Source organism: Actinoplanes sp. NPDC089786 (genome assembly GCF_040684855.1).
In the GTDB taxonomy this organism is placed as follows: domain Bacteria; phylum Actinomycetota; class Actinomycetes; order Mycobacteriales; family Micromonosporaceae; genus Actinoplanes.
Genome location: NZ_JBFBGU010000001.1, coordinates 755,835 through 772,122 on the forward strand (window position 1 = coordinate 755,835; position 16,288 = coordinate 772,122).

Here is a 16,288-nt window from a genome sequence, read left to right on the forward strand (position 1 = left end):
GCCATGGTGATCGACGACTCCCGAGCGATGCGCATGATCCTCAAGCGCATCGTCTCCAAGCTCAACTTCGAGGCCACCGAGGCGGGTGACGGGCAGGAGGCCCTCGACCTGCTGGCCACGATGACCGAGGTGCCGGAACTGGCACTGATCGACTGGAACATGCCCAACATGAACGGGCTCGAGTTCGTCACCCGGGTGCGGTCCGATCCGCGCCTGCGGGAGATGACCTTGGTCATGGTCACGACCGAGAGCGAACAGAGCCAGATCGTGCGGGCGCTCGCTGCGGGCGCCCACGAATACGTGATCAAGCCCTTCACCGAAGGGGCGATGATCGAGAAGCTGGCCCTGCTGGGCCTCGTCCCGACCGGAGCGAACTCATGAGCGTCGACGTCGTGGTGAAAGAGGGCGACCTCGCCGAGATGGTGGAACAGGTCTGGGTGTCGTACCTGGACCCGGAGGGCGTCAACCCGCTGGTACCGACCGGTGATGCGAAGCAGCCGTCCGAGGTGCACTCGTCGGTCTCGATAACCGGCTCCTGGACCGGACACGTGGTCTACGCGTCGTCCATCAAGGCCGCCAAGATGGCCGCCGCCGCGTTCCTGGCCATGGAGGTCGAGGAGATCGGCGTCGAGGACCTGTCCGACGTGCTCGGCGAGCTGGCCAACATCGTCGGCGGCAACGTCAAGGCGATGCTGCCGCCCGGCTGCTTCCTGTCCCTGCCCCAGGTGGTGATGGCGCCCGACTCGGCCACCAAGTATCCGAGCGCCGAGCGGATCAGCGGCCTCTACGGCGTGTGGGACGGCGAGCCGGTGTCGGTCTCGATGTGGCAGAGCCGCGACGGCCGGAACGAGGGGGAGTCCGCATGAAGATCCTGATCGCCGACGACAGCCGGGTGATGCGGCAGATCGTGACCCGGACGCTGCGGCAGGCCGGCTTCGGCGACCACGATCTGGTGGAGGCCGCGGACGGCCAGGAGGCGCTGGACAAGGCCACCGCCGAAGGCCCCGACCTGGTCATCTCCGACTGGAACATGCCGGAGATGACCGGGATCGAGGTGCTCCGGAAGCTGCGGGGCGCCGGCAACGACGTGAAGTTCGGCTTCGTCACCTCGGAGTGCACACCTGAGATGCAGCAGCAGGCCGAGGCGGCGGGCTCGCTGTTCTTCATCGTCAAGCCCTTCACCGCCGACCGTTTCGACGAGGTTCTCACTCCGATTTTGGGATGATGCATATGTCTGACACCACGGTTATCCCCGGTTCCCACCTGGTCCGGAATCTCTTCGAAGACCTGCTCGGCCGGGACTGCAACGTCAGTCCGGGCGCGCCGATGAGCGCCGACGATCTGCCCGGCGGCACGATCGCCATCTACACCGACAGCCAGCAGCAGATCTACGCCGTGATGGGCATGGAACTCGTGCTGGCGGCCAACGTGGGCGCGGCGCTCGGCCTGCTCCCGCCCGGCGCGGCGGAGGACAGCATCGACGACAAGAAGCTGGCGCCCAACCTCGCCGAGAACGTGTTCGAGCTCTTCAACGTGCTGACCTCGCTGCTCAACCGCGAGGGCGGCCCGCACGTCAAGCTCTACCAGGTGATCTATCCGGGCATGCCGCTCCCGAACGACGCCCGCGCCCACTTCCTGGCGCTGGGCCGCCGCCTCGACCTGACCATCGAGGTCGCGAGGTACGGCAAGGGGAAGTACTCGCTCTCGTTTGCCCCGTAAAGATCAAGGGCTTTTCTTCCCACGTCCGTCGGGGTACAGACCGTTTGCTCCCGCGGGCTCCAGGTCCGTGCGTGGTGCGGTCAGAACCTGACCGCAATTCCGGCCATGCTGGGTGCATGGCCGTTCTCTCCGATCGTCAGCTGAATCGGGCGACCCTCCAGCGGCAACTCCTGCTGGAGCGGTCGCCCGACGCGTGCCCGCTGGATGTGCTGAAGCTGCTGGTGGGGATGCAGGGGCAGGATCCGGAGCTGCCGCACATCGGGTTGTGGAACCGGCTCTCGTCCTTTGTGCCGGCCGACCTCGACGCGCTGCTGGCGAAGCGGCTCGTCGCGCGGGCCACGCTGTATCGGTGCACCCAGCATCTGCTGGCCACCGAGGACTACGTGTGGGTGCGGCCGGTGTTGCAGCCGCTCCTCGGGCGGATGTGCACCACGCTCTTCAACCAGTGGGTGCCGGCGATCGAGCGGGACGCGCTGGCCGCGGAGGCGGCCCGGCTGCTCGACGGCCGGATCCTCAGCCGGCCCGAGCTCGGGCGGGCCCTCCAGCAGCGGTGGCCTGAGCAAGACGGTGTGTGGCTGGCGCGGGCCGCCCAGGTGGCGCTGCCGATCGTGCACCCGCATCCGGACGGGACCTGGGGCAAGCGCGGGGCGACCCCGTTCGCGCTGGCCGAGCAGTGGCTGGGCGGCCCGTTCGCGACCGACCGATCGGCGCGCGACCTGGTGCTGCGTTACCTGGCCGGCTTCGGGCCGGCGAGCGTGCGCGACCTCCAGGCGTGGAGCGGGCTGACCCGGATGAAGCCGGTCGTCGAGGAGCTGCGGCCCGAGCTGGTCACCTATCGCAACGAGCACGGCGCCGAGCTGTTCGACCTGCCCGGCCGCGAGCTGCCCGACCCGGACGTCCCGGCGCCGGTCCGCTTCCTGCCCGGCTTCGACAACGTCACCTTCGGGTACGCCGACCGCCGCCGGATCATCGACGACGAGCACCGCCCGGCCCTGGTCGAGTTCGCCGCGTTCACCGTCGACGGCCGCGTCCGCGGCGTGTGGAAGATCCGCGCCGGCGTCCTGACCGTCCGCCCGTTCGGCGCGCTGACCAAGGCCGAACGCGCCGACGTGGAACCGGAGGCCGAGGCGCTGCGGGCCTTCGCCGGAGTGGGCGAGCTCATCCTCCGGTGAGCGAGACGACCGCCGAGACCGCCTTCTGGACCAGCCCGTCCAGCGCCTTGGGCAACATCGCGACCGCGGTGCCGGCCAGCGTCAGAACCAGCATGATCTTGGCCGGGAAGCCGAGCTGGAACGCGTTCAGCGCCGGGGCGACCCGGTTGAGCAGACCGAACGCGACGTCGGTGAGGAACAGGACGGCGATCAGCGGACCGGCGATCTGCAGCGCGGCCAGGAACATCTCGGCGATCCCGGAGAGCAGCAGCTTGCTGAACGTCTCCATGGAGAAGTTCGCGTTCAGCGGCAGCGCCTCGTACGACTGGAGGAACCCGCGCAGGATCAGCTGATGACCGTCCGAGGCGAACAGCAGGGTGGCCGCGGTCAGGTTGTAGAACCGGCCGAAGATCGAGCTCTGGTTCATCGACAGCGGGTCGAAGGCCATGGCCAGCGTGAAACCGCCGAACACGTCGATCAGGTCGCCGGCCGCCTGGATCGCGGCGAAGATCATCGCGGTGATGAAGCCGAGCGACGCGCCGACGAAGACCTGGAGCGCCGCGCACGCGACGATGTCCGGCGTCTCGATCGACGGCAGGTGGCCGCGCAGGTACGGCGCCATCGGCAGGGTGATCCCGATCGACAGCAGCACCTTGACCTGGCGCGGGATCAGCCGGTTCTGGAACGGCGGGCAGATCGCCAGCCACGCGCCGGCCCGCACCGCCCCCAGCGCGATCGCGAGCAACTCGGCGATCGGGACGTCGTAGTTCACCCGTAACTCGCCACCAGCGACGTGATGATCAGCCCCCAGCCGTTGACCAGCACGAACAGCAACAGCTTGAACGGCATGGCCACGGTCACCGGCGGCAACATCATCATGCCCAGCGACATCAAGGACGCCGACACCACCATGTCGATGATCAGGAACGGGATGAAGATGACGAAGCCGATGATGAAGGCGGCCCGGATCTCGGAGAGCACGAACGCCGGGATCAGCGTGGTCAGCTCGACGTCGTCCTTGTTCTTCGGCGCCTCCTGCCGGGACACCTTGATCAGCAGCGCCACCTCGTCCTCGCGGGTGGTCCGCCACATGAAGTCGCGCAGCGGCTCCACGCCGGCCTTGAACGCCTGCGTCTGCGTCTTGTCACCCTTCAGGTAGGGCTGGATCCCCTGCTCGTTCACCTGCGAGATGGTCGGGCCCATGATGAACAGGCTGATGAACAGGGCCAGCCCGGCCAGCACCTGGTTAGGCGGCATGCTCTGCAGCCCGAGCGCGTTGCGGGTGATGCCGAGAACCATGAAGACCTTGGTGAAGCAGGTGCACAGCAGCAGCCCGGCGGGGGCGACCGACAGCAGGGTCAGGCCGAGCACGATGACCAGCGAGGTGGCCGGCTTGCTGCCGTCCGGGTTGGTGCCGCCGATGTCGATGTCGATGCCGGGCGGGGTCGGCGGGGTCGGCGCCGCCCACGCCGCGTCCGGCAGGAGCACCAGGCCCAGGCCGAGACCCAAGATCAAGATCCAGAGGGTACGCCGCATGTCAGCGCCTCGTGGTCCGGTCGCGGAGGAAGTCCATCGTCGAGCGCCAGGTCCGCGGGGACAGCACCGAGCCGTCCAGCCGCCCCGGCTGGACGAACGTCTCGCTGGGCAGGGCCACCGCGTCCCGATGCTCGTGCGGGTGCGCCGCCTGCTTCTGGAACACCGCCAGCTCGGTCTCGCCCAGCAGGTTGACCTGCTGGTCGGTGACGCCCAGGATGAGCGCCCGGTCGGCCACCTGGACCACGGTCACCGCCGCGCCCCGGGTGAGTTGCTGCCGGTTGAGCACCGACAGCGTCCCCGTCCCACGGCTGCCAGTCACTCCGCGCCGGGCCACTTTGGCCAGGCCCCACATCAGGCCGAAGACGACCAGGAGCGAGAAGCCGATCCGCAGGACGAGTTCGAACAAGGGGTCACTCCCGTTCGCTGCCCGGCGCGACGATCTCGGTGATCCGGATGCCGAAGTTCTCGTCCACCACGACCACCTCGCCGCGCGCGATCAGCCGGCCGTTGACCAGCAGGTCGGCCGGGCTGCCGGCGGCCCGGTCGAGCTCGACGATCGCGCCGGGGGACAGCGACAGCAGCTCGCGCACGCTCATCCGGGTCCGGCCCAGTTCGGCCGAGACCTCCATCTCGACGTCGTGCAGCATGTCCAGGCCGCCCCGGATCGCGGCCGCCCCGGGCGACCGGGACGCCATCCCGCCGCCGGCCTCGCCGTCGGCCGGCCAGGGGCTGAGCGCGAGCGCCACCACGGCCCGGATCTGACCGCCGTCCAGCAGCGGCACGGCCACGGCGTCCGGCTTGGCGGCGATCGCGCTGAGCGCCACGCCGGGCTCCATCAGCTGGCCGGGGTCGAGCACGGTGGGCCCGAAGGCGCGGGCGGCCGCCTCCAGCGCCGGGCGTACCGCCGCGGTCAGGTCCAGCTCACCCAGGGGGCTCTCCTTGAGCGCGTCGGCGAGGTCCTGGCCCACCACCACGACCACCTCGCCCGAGGCGGCGCCGCTGAACTTCGCGGTGATCGCCTGGCCGTCGGTGAGCAGGTCGGCGGCCGCGGCCACCGGTTTGCCGGGCATCAGCTCGCGGCTGGTCGGCAGCACCGCCAGCGCGGCCTCGGCGGCGGTCCGGGCCAGCACGAGCTGCGGTGCGGTGATCGTCGGCGCGGTCATCGACGGCCAACCTCCTTCGACGGGGCCTCATGGGGCGTCGGCACGATCAGGCACGCGAGCCGGGCGCCCTGGTTGCCGGGGACCGCGTGCGCGAAGACCGTCTCGTTGACGGTGACGTCGAGCGGCAGGCTGGTCGGGTGGCCGAGCGGCACGACGTCGCCGGGCCGCAGATCCACGATGTCATCCGTACGCATCCGGATGGGCTGAAATCGGACGGCTACGTCGATCGGCGCCGAGGAGAGGCCGGCCGTCAGGTTGCGCTGCGAGGAGTCCCGGACCATCCGCTCGGCCGCGGTCAGCTCGATGTGCTCCTGCTTCTCCAGCACCGGGAGGATCGTGTTGTACGGCAGGCAGATGCTGGCCACACACTCCTCGGTCCCGATCTTCACTTCGAAGGACGCGACGACCACCGCGTCACTGGGCTGATGGGCCCGCAGGAACTGGGCGTTGTACTCGATCTCGCGCAGCTTGGGGGAGATGTCGACCAGGGTCTCGAACCCGTACCGCAGCTCGCCCAGCATCCGTTCCAGCAGGCCGCGCAGCAGCGGCATCTCGACCTCGGTGAGCGGGCGTTCCGGCTGGGCGCCGCCCGGGCCGCCGAGCATGTGGTCGATCGCGGTCATCGCCGCCGACGAGGCCATTTCCATCAGCACCGTGCCGGGCAGCGGGTCGATCGTGACCATCGCGATCACGGTCGGGTTGAACAGCGACGACACGTACTCGTCGTAGTTCAGCTGCTCGATCGAGGCGAGGGTGACGCTGCTGACCACGCGCAGCCGGGTGGTGAGCAGGTTGCCGCAGCTCCGGGCGTAGGTCTCGAAGCAGATCTGCAGCGAGCGCACGTGCTCGCGGGACAGCTTGATCGGCCGGCGGAAGTCGTACAGGGTCGGCCCGCTGCCACGGCGCGACATCTTGCCCGGTGGGCGCGCGGCGGTGGAGGTCACATGGCCATAATCGCGCCATTTCACCCGGACCCGTGCCGGTATGCGCAAGATGCCGTGTTCCAGATTCGCTTGCGAGGCGTCGAACAGGTGGCGAATCGGGAACACGGCAGTGGGCAGGTCCGGTGGTGACCGGCCTGCCCATCTGAGCGTTTCGCGTTACTGCGTCACGAACTGGGTGAAGTAGATGTCCATGACCGGCGACTCCGTCTCGCCCTCCTTCAGGTACGCCTTCTCGACCTTCTCCAGCAGCTCCGCCTTGGCCGTGTCGCGGCCCTTCTCGGTCTCCAGCTCGCCGACCTTCATGCCGGTGTACTGGTCGATCGCCAGGTCGATCGCCTCGGCGATGTCCGGGGCCTCCTCGCCGGCCGCCTCGGTGAGCTGGAGCGTGAAGGCCAGCTTGAGGTAGTGGGCGTCGGCCAGGTTGATCGTGATCGCGTTCTCCATGGTCACCACGGCGCCCTTCACCGGCGCCTCCGGCTTGGCCTCGGCCTTGTCGCCCTTCAGCATGAAGAACGCGCCCGCCCCACCGCCGCCCAGGACGACCAGGGCGATGACGATGATCATCAGCATCTTCTTGGACTTCTTCGGCGCCTCGGCCGCTTCGGTCTTCTGCTCAGCCATTTCGTGTCCCCCTGTCTCGCTCAGTCGTGGGTGGTGCTGGTCGTGGTTCCGGTGGTCTGTTCGGCAGCCGCCTCGGCGGTCGTAGCGCCGGCGTGCAGCTTGCTGTCGTTGCCCGCGGCGGCCGGCAGCAGCGCCGCCTGCTCCGCGGTGAGCCGGGTCAGGACGACGACGTCGACACGACGGTTCGTCGTCACCGACCTCGGATCCTTCGGGTTGATCAGCGGCTTGGTGTCGGAGAAACCGACCGCGCTCATCCGGTCCTTGGACAGGCCGTGCCCGGTCAGGAAGCGCACCACCGTCGAGGCGCGGGCCGCGGAGAGCTCCCAGCCGCTCGGGTAGTACGTCGTCGTGGCCTTGAGCTGGTTGGTGTGCCCGTCGACCTCGATGTTGTTGGGCAGCTCGGCCAGGGCCGGCGCCACCGCGTCCAGGATCTTCTCGCCACCGGCCTGCAGGTCGGCGCGGTTGCCGTTGAACACCACGTCGTTGGTGATGACGGTGATCACCAGCCCGCGCTCGTTGATGGTGAACTTGACCTGGTCGCGCAGCTTCGCCTTGACCAGGGCGTCGGTCACCTTCTCCTCGACCTGCTTGAGGTTCTTCGCCTCCTTGGTGGCCGCCTCGGCGTCCTTGGACGCCTTGGACCGGGCCTCGGCCCGCAGCGCCGCCTCGACGGCCTGCTTGTCCTTCTGGGACATGTTGGCCGTGCCGGAGCCGCCGTCACCGGGGTTGGCGCCCGGGTCGATCGGCACCACCGAGGTGGAGTTGCCGGAGCCGTCGAGCGTCGCGGCCGAGCCGCTGAACGCCGCGCTCTGGGCGCCGAACCCCTCGGAGAGGCCGGACGCCAGCTCGGCGAACTTCTTCTGGTCGACGCTGCTCATCGAGAACAGCACCACGAACAGGACGAACAGCAGCGTGAGCATGTCGGCGTACGACACGAGCCAGCGCTCGTGGTTGACGTGCTCCTCGTGCTCCTCGTGACCGCCCTTCTTCTTCCTGCCCCCGCCGCTACTCATGTCAACCTCCGCTTCGCTCCGGTCGCCAGGAGCGACTCAACTGTGCTTGCCGGCCTCGCCGCGCTCGGGCGCAGATCACGCAGCCTTCTTGTTCGATGCGGCGACCTCCGCGGCAGCGGCGGCGTCCGGCGGCAACAGGGAACGGAGCTTCTGGGCGACCAGGCGTGGGTTGGAGCCGGCCTGGATGGCGAGCACGCCGTCGATCACCAGCTCCATCTCGTCGACCTCGATGCCGGTCAGACGGTCCAGGCGGGCGGCCATCGGCAGGAAGATCAGGTTGGCCGAGAGCACGCCCCACAGGGTGGCGACGAACGCCGCGGCGATCGAGTGGCCGAGCGACTCCGGCTTGTCCAGGTTCTCGAGCACGTGGACCAGGCCCATGACCGTGCCGATGATGCCGACGGTCGGCGCGTACCCGCCCATGTTCTCGAAGATCTTCTTGCCGGCCTTGTCGGCCTTCTTCTTGGCGCCGATCTCCGCGTGGAGGATGTCGTGCAGCTCCTCCGGGTCGGTGCCGTCGATGGCCAGCTGCAGGCCGCGCTTGAGGAACGGGTGCTCGACGGTCTTGACCGCGTCCTCGAGGGCCAGCAGGCCTTCGCGGCGGGCCCGCTCGGCCAGCTTGACGACCTCGTCGACCAGCTTGGTCGGCGGCGCGACCTTGGCCAGCAGCGCCTTCTGGAACAGCTTGCCGATGCCGATCGCGTCCTTCATCACGCCGCCGGCCATGGCGGCCATGAACGCGCCACCGAAGACCAGGAGCATCGACGGGATCAGGATGATCGAGGCCGGGTTGCCACCCTCCAGGATCTGGACGGCGAACACGATGACGACGGCAACGACGATGCCGATGATGCTTGCGAGGTCCATCAGCGGTCCTTCCGGTGCAGCGGGAGCACGACGGCGTCCTGCTCGACGTTGTCGGAGACCGCGGTGGCGGGCTCAGTCTCGAGGCGGCTCGCCTGGGCGATCAGCGAGGCGCGGTAGTGGCGCACCGAGTCGATGAACTCGGGCACGGATTCCGAGATGACGTACTTGGTGCCGTCGACCAGCGTGATCACCGTGTCGGGCGTGCAGTCGGCACGCTCGACCAGGTCCGGGTTGAGTGCGAACACGGCTCCGTTGATGCGGGTTACGAGGATCAAGACGTCCATCCTTGGTCAGTCAGGTATCGGCTGGGTGGGCCATCCGTAGCCCGTCAACTTGTCCATCGGCCCAGGCTCGGTTGCCGATGAGCGCGCAATGGTCGCCGTTGGGGTGCGACCTGCGCCGTGTGCTTGAACAAACAGAAGCCGGGGCGGCCACCTACGCCCGCCCCGGCCTCGGCCGGCTCGTACCCTGGTGCTGTTAGCGCTTGAGGTTGACCAGTTCCTGCAGGATCTCGTCGCTGGTGGTGATGATCCGGCTGTTGGCCTGGAAGCCGCGCTGGGCGATGACCAGGTTGGTGAACTCCTGGGCCAGGTCGACGTTCGACATCTCCAGCGCGCCGCTGGTGATCAGGCCCAGCCCGGCCGAGCCGGCCGCGCCCACCTGGGCCAGGCCGGAGTTGACCGTGCTGCGGAACATCGAGTCGCCGATCTTCTCCAGGCCGTTGACGTTGTTGAAGTTGGCCAGGGCCACCTGGCCCAGCGTCTGCTTCAGGCCGTTGGAGAAGACGCCGACGATCTGGCCGATGTTCGACACCGTGTACGAGCTCAGCACACCCGCCCCGGACCCGTCCGAGTTGCTCACCCGGGCCTCGGTGTTGCCGCTGTACTGCGTGAGGTCGTGGATGTCGAAAGTGAAGTCGCCGACCGCGACCTTCCCGCTGTCCAGGCCGGTGTCCGGGTCCGGGTCGCCGACCGGCTTGCCGTCGGTGAACGTGATGGCCTTGGTGGAGCCGTCCGGCAGCGACATCGTCCACTCGGTGTCGGCGGTCTTCTCGAAGGCGACGACCAGGGTGTTCGCGGCGCCCGCGGCGTCGTACACCTTGACCGGGATCTCCTTCTTGGTGCCGAGCACCGCCTCGTTGGAGAAGTTGCCGGTGAGCGTGATGTTCTCGGTGACCTCGGGCTTCAGGCTGATGCCGATCGGCAGCTTGATGTTGCCCGGTGCGCCGGAGGTGTTGACCTCGCCGTCGCCGTCGGCACTCCAGCCCTGCACGATCTGGCCGTTCGGGTTGGTCAGCGAGCCGTTGGCGTCGAAGGTGAAGGAGCCGGCCCGGGTGTAGAGCGACTCGCCGCCGCTCTTCACCACGAAGAAGCCGTCGCCCTGGATCATCATGTCCGACGACTTGCCGGTGGTCTGCGCGGCGCCCTGGCCGAAGTTGGCGTTGATGCTGGCCAGCCGCACGCCCAGGCCGACCTGCGCCGGGTTGGTGCCGCCGGACTGGTTCTGCGGCGCGCCGGCCGCGTTGACCATCTGCGACAGCGTGTCCTGGAAGACGGTCTGGCTCGACTTGTAGCCGGTGGTGTTGACGTTGGCGATGTTGTTGCCGGTGACGTCCATCATCTGCTGGTGCGCGCGGAGTCCGCTGATGCCGGAGAAGAGGGAACGCAGCATAGGTCAGGCTTCCTTCGTGGTGGAGGTGGCAGGGTCGGAGGTTTCCTGGACTTCCGTGACCTTCGACAGCTCCACATCCATGTTCCCGACCGTGAGGGTCGGGCCGCTGTCGCCGTTGAGCTTGGTCTTCGTCACGACGCCGGTGTGGTCCATGCCGTCGGCGTCCTTGTACGTGACCGTGCGGCCGACCAGCGAGCTCGCGCCGATCAGCTGCTGGGCGGAGAGCATGTCGGCGATCTCGCCGAGCTTCTCCACCTGGGTGAACTGGGCCGTCTGCGCGAGGAACTGGGTCGAGTCGGCCGGGTTGCTCGGATCCTGGTACTTCAGCTGGGCCACCAGGAGCTTGAGGAAGGTGTCCTGGTCGCCGAGCTTCTTGGCGCCGCCGGCGTCCGTGTTCGTCTTGTTGGTGTACAGCGACGTGGACTGAAGGCCCGCGGCGTCGTAATCCCGGCTGACGTTCCCACCGATTGGTGAGGTCATGGTCTCTCCCCTGGACGTTGACGGCCCCTACTCACTGGTTTTCGGCCGCCCGCGCGATCCGCTTAGGCGAGGATCACCGGAGGTGAGGGAGGTGAGAGTAGGCCGTGAGCGAGAAGACCGAACAACCCACCGCGCAAAAACTCAAGAAGGCCAAGCAGGAGGGCCAGATCGGGCGCAGCCAGGACGTGGGCGCCTGGTTCGGCATGCTGGCGGCGAGCATCATGCTCCCCCGGACGCTCGGCTCGGCGATGGACCACGCCCGTGAGCTGATGGCCAGGATCCCCGACGTGATCCAGGACCCGGATCCGGCCGTCGCCCTCGGCATCATGAAGGACGGCCTGATGAGCGCCGGCTGGGCGGTACTGCCGCTGGCGCTGACCATGATGGCGGTGGGCATCGCCTCGGCCGGGGCGCAGGGCGGCATCCGGGTCGCCACCAAGCTCTTCATCCCGAAGTTCAACCGGTTGAACCCGCTGCCCGGCATCAAGAAGATGTTCGGGCCGCAGTCGCTCTGGGAGGGCACCAAGGCGCTGGTCAAGACCGGGGTGCTGGCCGCCGTGCTGTACCTGACGATGAAGAACATCGTGCCGCTGCTGATGACCGCCGGCCGGCTCCAGCTCGGTTCCCTGCTCGGCGTGATCAACCAGGCGGTGCTGACGCTGATCCGGTCGGCGTCGGTGGCCGGCATCGTGATGGCCGCGGCCGACTACTTCGTGGTGCGGCGGCGGACCAACAAGCAGCTCCGGATGACCAAGGAAGAGGTCAAGCAGGAGAACAAGAACACCGACGGCGATCCGCACGTGAAGGCCGCGATCCGCCAGCGGCAGATGGCGATGGCCCGGAACCGGCAGATGGCCGACGTGCCGACCGCGGACGTGATCCTGGTCAACCCGACCCACGTGGCGGTGGCCCTGCGCTACGAGCCCGAGAAGGGCGCGCCCCGGGTGATCGCCAAGGGCACCGGGCCGATCGCCGGCAAGATCCGGGATCTGGCCGCCGAGCACCGGATCCCGATGGTCCAGGATGTCGCCCTGGCCCGGGCGCTCGAGTCGGCGGTCGACGTCGGCATGGAGATCCCGGCCGACTTCTTCGGCGCGGTGGCCAAGGTGCTCGCGTTCGTGATGAGCCTGAAGAAACGCGGGTCGGCAGCCGGCTTGCATCGCAACCCGAACCCCACACCAGTACCGGCATAAGCGAAGTTTCCGCACATCACGCCTGGTTTCGAGAGACCATTCGGGGTGAGGGGAGGAGGCCGTGGAAAAGAAGAACCTCAGCAGGCTCGCCGTGCCCATCGGGGTCATCGGCATCATCGTCATGATGGTCGTGCCGCTGCCGACCTTCCTCCTCGACCTGTTCATCGCGCTGAACATCACCGTCGCCCTGCTGGTGCTGCTGGTCTCGATGTTCGTGCAACGGCCGCTGGACTTCTCGGTCTTCCCGGCGCTGCTGCTGGTCATGACCCTGTTCCGGCTGGCCCTGAACATCAGCGCGACCCGGCTGGTGCTGCGCGACGGCGACGCCGGCAAGGTGATCCACGCGTTCGGCGACTTCGTGGTCGGCGGCTCCCTGGTCATCGGCCTGGTGATCTTCCTGATCCTGATCATCGTGCAGATGGTCGTGGTCACCAAGGGCGCCGAGCGGGTGGCCGAGGTCGGCGCCCGCTTCACCCTGGACGCCATGCCCGGCAAGCAGATGGCCATCGACGCCGACCTGAACGCCGGCCTGATCGAAGAGTCCGAGGCCAAGCGGCGTCGCGCCGACGTGACCGCCGAGGCCGACTTCTACGGCGCCATGGACGGTGGCTCCAAGTTCGTCAAGGGCGACGCCATCGCGGCCATCATCATCACCGTCATCAACCTGGTCGGCGGCTTCGCCGTGGGCATCCTCCAGCAGGGCATGTCGCCGACCGACGCGATGAACCAGTACAGCCTGCTGACCGTCGGCGACGGCCTGGTCTCGCAGATCCCGGCGCTGCTGCTCTCCGTGTCGACCGGTCTGATCACCACCCGCTCGGCCACCAGCGGCGACATGGGCACCAGCGTCACCAAGCAGCTCAGCCAGAACAAGCTGGCGCTGCGCATCGCCGGTGGCGCGGCGCTCGGGCTGTGTGTCATCCCGGGCCTGCCGAAGGTCCCGTTCCTGATCATCGGCGTGCTCACCCTGGTCATCGCCCAGCGCATCAAGGACCCGGAGCCCGAACCGGAGACGCCGGTCGGGGCCGAGGAGGGCGAGCGCCCGGCGCCGGACTCGCCCGAGCAGCTGATGGGCGAGATGCGGGTGGACCCGCTCGAGCTGGCGCTCTCACCCGACCTGGTCGACCTGGTCGACACCAACGGCGGAGACCTTCTCGACCGGGTACGCGCGCTGCGCCGCAAGATGGCCCTGGAGCTGGGCGTGGTGATGCCTCCCGTGCGTACCCGGGACGACCTGGATCTTCCGCTCTCCTCCTACGCGATCCGGATCAGTGGCGTCGACGCCGGGACCGGGCAGGCGCCACCGGGAACCGTGCTGGCCATCGGCGACGGTCTGCAGGCGCTGCCCGGCCGGGCCGGCGTCGAACCGGTCTTCGGGCTGGCCGGCAAGTGGGTGCCGGCCGAACTGCACTACCAGGCCGAGCTGTCCGGCGCGACGGTGGTCGACCGGGCGTCGGTGATCATCACGCACCTGGCCGAGGTGGTCCGCACCAACGCCAGCCGGCTGCTCGGGCGTGAGGACGTCCGCCAGCTCACCGAGATGGTCAAGCGCACCCACCCGGTGGTGGTCGAGGAGCTCACCCCGGCCCAGCTCAGCCTCGGCCAGGTGCAGAAGGTGCTGCAGGGCATGCTCGACGAGGGCGTGCCGATCCGGGACCTGGTGCGGATCTTCGAGGCGCTGTCGTTGCGGGCCAAGATGTCCACCGAGCACGACGGCCTGATCGAGGCGGCCCGCAGCGCGCTCGGCCCGGCGATCGCCGCCCAGTACGCCCAGCACGGCCGGCTCACCGTGATCACCCTCGACCCGCTGCTCGAACAGGGCCTGCTCGAGTCGCTGCGGCCCAGCGAGAGCGGAGTGTTCATGGCCATCGACGGGATGCGCGCCGAGGCCATCGTCAGCGAGGCCGGCCGGCTGATCGAGGTCGCCGAGCAGTCCGGCGTCACCCCGGTGCTGGCCTGCTCACCGCAACTGCGGCTGCCCCTGATGCGGCTGCTCAAGGCCGGCGCACGCCGGATCCAAGTCCTCTCCTACACGGAGATCTCAGGTTCCACCGCACAGATCGAGACGATGGGGGTGGTGAACGGTGCCTACGCGGGTGCTGCTTGAGGGACCGGCCATCGAGCCGTTGCTGGCTCAGGTCCGCGAGGAGTACGGCTCCGGGGTGCGGATCATCTCGGCCGACAAGGTCCGTAGTGGTGGCTTCGGCGGCTTCTTCGCGAAGCAGCACTATGAGCTCTCCGTGGAGGTGCCGGACGCCACCGAGGACAGGAAGACCATGCCCCAGCGCAGAACACCGGCGGCCGCGCCGGCGCCGCAGCGGACCGTGCCGGCGAAGACCGCCCCGCCCGCCCGCGACGAACCGGCGCAGACTTTGGAACAGCTGCTGGAACGGGCCGAGGCCAAGGACCGGATCGTGCCGGACGAGCCGCCGCTGAAGCCGCGCCCGACGCCTCCGCCGGTCGAACGTCAGGCCGGCCGGGACGCGGGCATGGACGACCTCGAGGCGGCCGGCAAACGCGATCTCTCCGACAACGCGGCCGCGTTCGCCGAGCTCATGGCCGGACTGGACGCGGCCAGTCACATCGCCACGACCGCACCCCGTCGCCCGGCGCCGAGGCCCAAGGCGGAGGACAAGCCGGAAACCCCGATGGTACGGCCGTTCCGGCCCGCCCCGGCCGGCGATGCGCCGGTCAACGCGCCACTTCGGCCGCTGCCACCCGTACCCAGCCTGGCCGAGCTGATGGGCGGCCTCGGGGTGACCCAACCGCAGAGCCCGGCCGCCCCGCGCCCGCCTTCCCCACCCCCCGGTCCCGGCCGGTCGGCGGCCGAGGCCTACGGGCTGACCCAGCCGCTGCCGCCGCCGAAGACCCCGCCGACCCCGTTCGAGGCCACGCCCGAAACCGGGCCTTCGCCCGAGGTCCAGGTCGAGGCCGAGGCGACCCCTGCGGCGCCGCCGCCGAGCACGGAGGTGGCGTTGCGCCCGGCCATGACCGATCCGGTGGTCGCGAACCTGGTCTCGGTGGGCATGCCCGAGCCGATGGCCGCGCAGATCATCGGCGGCGACACGTACGCCGGGGTGCTCACCGCCCTGGCCTCCCGCCCCGCCGCACCGGCCGTGCCCGACGGCGCCGGCGAGATCCTGGTCCTGGCCGGCGACCTGACCTACGCCGTGCCGATCGCCAAGCAGCTGCTCGACCAGGGCAACATCGACCAGAGCCACCTGCTGCTGGCCGGCCCCTCGTCGGCCGGCACCGGGCTGCACTCCTCGCGGGTGCTGCGCAACCCCAAGGAGGCGGCGGCCCGAGCGGACAAGCTGCAGAACGGCACGTCGGCCTGGGTCGTGGTGATGGACGCCAAGGTCGGCTCGGTCGACCCGATCTGGGTGAACGACATGTGCGACGCGATCGGCGCCACCGCGCTGTGGGCCGTCGTCGACGCCACCCGCAAGACCGCTGACACCGCTCGCCACCTGCGCGCCCTCGGCGACGTCGAGGCGCTGGTGGTGCACAGCGTCGACCTGACCAGCGACCCGGCCACCGTGCTCGGGCTGGACCTGCCGATCTATTCGCTGGACGGCAAGCCGGCCACCCCGCACGCCTGGGCGGCGATGCTCTGTGCCCGGATCGCCGCGGACGTGACGCCCCAGGTCGCCGCGCCGCGCCGGCAGGTGCGATCCTCGCGATGATCCGCTGGTCGGTGCTGCTGTTCGCGCTGCTGATGAGCGCACCGGCGGTGTACCGCTTCGTCCTCGACGAGATCGACGTCACCGAGATGCTGGTGCGTTTCCTCATCGCGGTGCCGATCGCGGCGCTGCTGCTGGCCGGGCTGCGCTTCCTCACCTCCGGGTACGGCCGCACCGACGAGCCGGCCACCCCGGTCACGCCTTCGCCCGCCCCGGACCCGGGCGAGAAGCAGCCCTGACCCCGTCC

The 16,288-nt window shown here is 69.1% G+C and carries 20 protein-coding genes; 9 read left to right on the forward strand and 11 right to left on the reverse strand.

The features are described 5' to 3' along the window. Positions 1–3 precede the first annotated feature (3 nt). The 5 genes from AB0O15_RS03610 (at position 4) to AB0O15_RS03630 (ending at position 2,891) form a co-directional block, all read left to right on the forward strand. Complete coding sequence (locus AB0O15_RS03610; RefSeq protein ID WP_364317015.1) at positions 4–381, forward strand: response regulator; 378 nt, start codon at positions 4–6, stop codon at positions 379–381. Then, the gene (locus tag AB0O15_RS03615; RefSeq protein ID WP_364313510.1) at positions 378–866 is read left to right on the forward strand and encodes a chemotaxis protein CheX; all 489 of its coding nucleotides are present in this window, start codon (positions 378–380) and stop codon (positions 864–866) included. The genes AB0O15_RS03610 and AB0O15_RS03615 overlap by 4 nt, the downstream gene beginning before the upstream one ends. Continuing rightward, complete coding sequence (locus AB0O15_RS03620; protein WP_364313512.1) at positions 863–1,225, forward strand: response regulator; 363 nt, start codon at positions 863–865, stop codon at positions 1,223–1,225. The genes AB0O15_RS03615 and AB0O15_RS03620 overlap by 4 nt, the downstream gene beginning before the upstream one ends. A 5-nt stretch (positions 1,226–1,230) precedes the next feature. After that, positions 1,231–1,719 carry a hypothetical protein gene (locus AB0O15_RS03625; protein WP_364313514.1) on the forward strand — a complete coding sequence of 163 codons (489 nt, stop codon included), beginning with the start codon at positions 1,231–1,233 and terminating at the stop codon, positions 1,717–1,719. 116 nt (positions 1,720–1,835) lie between these two features. Then, on the forward strand, positions 1,836–2,891 hold the full coding sequence (locus AB0O15_RS03630) for a winged helix DNA-binding domain-containing protein (RefSeq protein ID WP_364313516.1): 1,056 nt from the start codon (positions 1,836–1,838) through the stop codon (positions 2,889–2,891). On the opposite strand, the gene AB0O15_RS03635 is transcribed toward AB0O15_RS03630, so the two are convergent. The 11 genes from AB0O15_RS03635 to AB0O15_RS03685 form a co-directional block, all read right to left on the reverse strand. Beyond that, positions 2,878–3,642, reverse strand: a complete 765-nt coding sequence (locus AB0O15_RS03635) for a flagellar biosynthetic protein FliR (RefSeq protein WP_364313518.1) — start codon at positions 3,640–3,642, stop codon at positions 2,878–2,880. The genes AB0O15_RS03630 and AB0O15_RS03635 overlap by 14 nt on opposite strands. Beyond that, the gene (gene fliP / locus AB0O15_RS03640) at positions 3,639–4,385 is read right to left on the reverse strand and encodes a flagellar type III secretion system pore protein FliP (protein WP_364313521.1); all 747 of its coding nucleotides are present in this window, start codon (positions 4,383–4,385) and stop codon (positions 3,639–3,641) included. Before fliP ends, AB0O15_RS03635 begins: the two co-directional genes overlap by 4 nt. Positions 4,386–4,407: 22 nt before the next feature. Continuing rightward, positions 4,408–4,812 carry a flagellar biosynthetic protein FliO gene (locus AB0O15_RS03645; RefSeq protein WP_364313524.1) on the reverse strand — a complete coding sequence of 135 codons (405 nt, stop codon included), beginning with the start codon at positions 4,810–4,812 and terminating at the stop codon, positions 4,408–4,410. A gap of 4 nt (positions 4,813–4,816) precedes the next feature. After that, on the reverse strand, positions 4,817–5,569 hold the full coding sequence (fliN, locus tag AB0O15_RS03650) for a flagellar motor switch protein FliN (protein ID WP_364313526.1): 753 nt from the start codon (positions 5,567–5,569) through the stop codon (positions 4,817–4,819). Beyond that, the gene (locus AB0O15_RS03655; protein WP_364313529.1) at positions 5,566–6,513 is read right to left on the reverse strand and encodes a flagellar motor switch protein FliM; all 948 of its coding nucleotides are present in this window, start codon (positions 6,511–6,513) and stop codon (positions 5,566–5,568) included. The genes fliN and AB0O15_RS03655 overlap by 4 nt, the downstream gene beginning before the upstream one ends. A gap of 156 nt (positions 6,514–6,669) precedes the next feature. Continuing rightward, entirely contained in the window at positions 6,670–7,134 is a 465-nt protein-coding gene (locus AB0O15_RS03660; RefSeq protein WP_364313531.1) for a flagellar basal body-associated FliL family protein, read from the reverse strand. A 20-nt stretch (positions 7,135–7,154) separates the two neighbouring features. Next, positions 7,155–8,147 carry a flagellar motor protein MotB gene (locus AB0O15_RS03665; RefSeq protein ID WP_364313533.1) on the reverse strand — a complete coding sequence of 331 codons (993 nt, stop codon included), beginning with the start codon at positions 8,145–8,147 and terminating at the stop codon, positions 7,155–7,157. 75 nt (positions 8,148–8,222) lie between these two features. Beyond that, positions 8,223–9,014 carry a flagellar motor protein gene (locus AB0O15_RS03670; RefSeq protein ID WP_364313535.1) on the reverse strand — a complete coding sequence of 264 codons (792 nt, stop codon included), beginning with the start codon at positions 9,012–9,014 and terminating at the stop codon, positions 8,223–8,225. Further along, positions 9,014–9,289, reverse strand: a complete 276-nt coding sequence (locus AB0O15_RS03675; RefSeq protein WP_364313538.1) for a flagellar FlbD family protein — start codon at positions 9,287–9,289, stop codon at positions 9,014–9,016. Before AB0O15_RS03675 ends, AB0O15_RS03670 begins: the two co-directional genes overlap by 1 nt. 202 nt (positions 9,290–9,491) lie before the next feature. Continuing rightward, a complete protein-coding gene (locus AB0O15_RS03680) occupies positions 9,492–10,685 on the reverse strand; it encodes a flagellar hook protein FlgE (RefSeq protein WP_364313540.1) in 1,194 nt (397 codons plus the stop codon). A 3-nt stretch (positions 10,686–10,688) separates the two neighbouring features. Further along, positions 10,689–11,165 carry a flagellar hook capping FlgD N-terminal domain-containing protein gene (locus tag AB0O15_RS03685; RefSeq protein ID WP_364313543.1) on the reverse strand — a complete coding sequence of 159 codons (477 nt, stop codon included), beginning with the start codon at positions 11,163–11,165 and terminating at the stop codon, positions 10,689–10,691. 104 nt (positions 11,166–11,269) lie between these two features. Between AB0O15_RS03685 and AB0O15_RS03690 the strand changes: the two genes are divergently transcribed. The 4 genes from AB0O15_RS03690 (at position 11,270) to AB0O15_RS03705 (ending at position 16,280) form a co-directional block, all read left to right on the forward strand. Continuing rightward, positions 11,270–12,358 carry an EscU/YscU/HrcU family type III secretion system export apparatus switch protein gene (locus tag AB0O15_RS03690; RefSeq protein ID WP_364313546.1) on the forward strand — a complete coding sequence of 363 codons (1,089 nt, stop codon included), beginning with the start codon at positions 11,270–11,272 and terminating at the stop codon, positions 12,356–12,358. Between the two features lie 61 nt (positions 12,359–12,419). Continuing rightward, entirely contained in the window at positions 12,420–14,465 is a 2,046-nt protein-coding gene (locus AB0O15_RS03695) for a flagellar biosynthesis protein FlhA (RefSeq protein ID WP_364313548.1), read from the forward strand. Then, a complete protein-coding gene (locus AB0O15_RS03700; RefSeq protein ID WP_364313551.1) occupies positions 14,455–16,044 on the forward strand; it encodes a hypothetical protein in 1,590 nt (529 codons plus the stop codon). The genes AB0O15_RS03695 and AB0O15_RS03700 overlap by 11 nt, the downstream gene beginning before the upstream one ends. Further along, entirely contained in the window at positions 16,041–16,280 is a 240-nt protein-coding gene (locus tag AB0O15_RS03705) for a hypothetical protein (RefSeq protein ID WP_364313554.1), read from the forward strand. The genes AB0O15_RS03700 and AB0O15_RS03705 overlap by 4 nt, the downstream gene beginning before the upstream one ends. Positions 16,281–16,288: the final 8 nt, after the last annotated feature.

Bases quoted from the DNA above. Each gene is read 5' to 3' on its own strand.
- fliN (WP_364313526.1), bottom strand. From the start codon at position 5,569: ATGACCGCGCCGACGATCACCGCACCGCAGCTCGTGCTGGCCCGGACC.
- AB0O15_RS03620 (WP_364313512.1), top strand. From the start codon at position 863: ATGAAGATCCTGATCGCCGACGACAGCCGGGTGATGCGGCAGATCGTG.
- AB0O15_RS03685 (WP_364313543.1), bottom strand. From the start codon at position 11,165: ATGACCTCACCAATCGGTGGGAACGTCAGCCGGGATTACGACGCCGCG.
- AB0O15_RS03660 (WP_364313531.1), bottom strand. From the start codon at position 7,134: ATGGCTGAGCAGAAGACCGAAGCGGCCGAGGCGCCGAAGAAGTCCAAG.
- AB0O15_RS03625 (WP_364313514.1), top strand. From the start codon at position 1,231: ATGTCTGACACCACGGTTATCCCCGGTTCCCACCTGGTCCGGAATCTC.
- AB0O15_RS03680 (WP_364313540.1), bottom strand. From the start codon at position 10,685: ATGCTGCGTTCCCTCTTCTCCGGCATCAGCGGACTCCGCGCGCACCAG.
- AB0O15_RS03615 (WP_364313510.1), top strand. From the start codon at position 378: ATGAGCGTCGACGTCGTGGTGAAAGAGGGCGACCTCGCCGAGATGGTG.
- AB0O15_RS03670 (WP_364313535.1), bottom strand. From the start codon at position 9,014: ATGGACCTCGCAAGCATCATCGGCATCGTCGTTGCCGTCGTCATCGTG.
- AB0O15_RS03665 (WP_364313533.1), bottom strand. From the start codon at position 8,147: ATGAGTAGCGGCGGGGGCAGGAAGAAGAAGGGCGGTCACGAGGAGCAC.
- AB0O15_RS03705 (WP_364313554.1), top strand. From the start codon at position 16,041: ATGATCCGCTGGTCGGTGCTGCTGTTCGCGCTGCTGATGAGCGCACCG.
- AB0O15_RS03610 (WP_364317015.1), top strand. From the start codon at position 4: ATGGTGATCGACGACTCCCGAGCGATGCGCATGATCCTCAAGCGCATC.
- AB0O15_RS03630 (WP_364313516.1), top strand. From the start codon at position 1,836: ATGGCCGTTCTCTCCGATCGTCAGCTGAATCGGGCGACCCTCCAGCGG.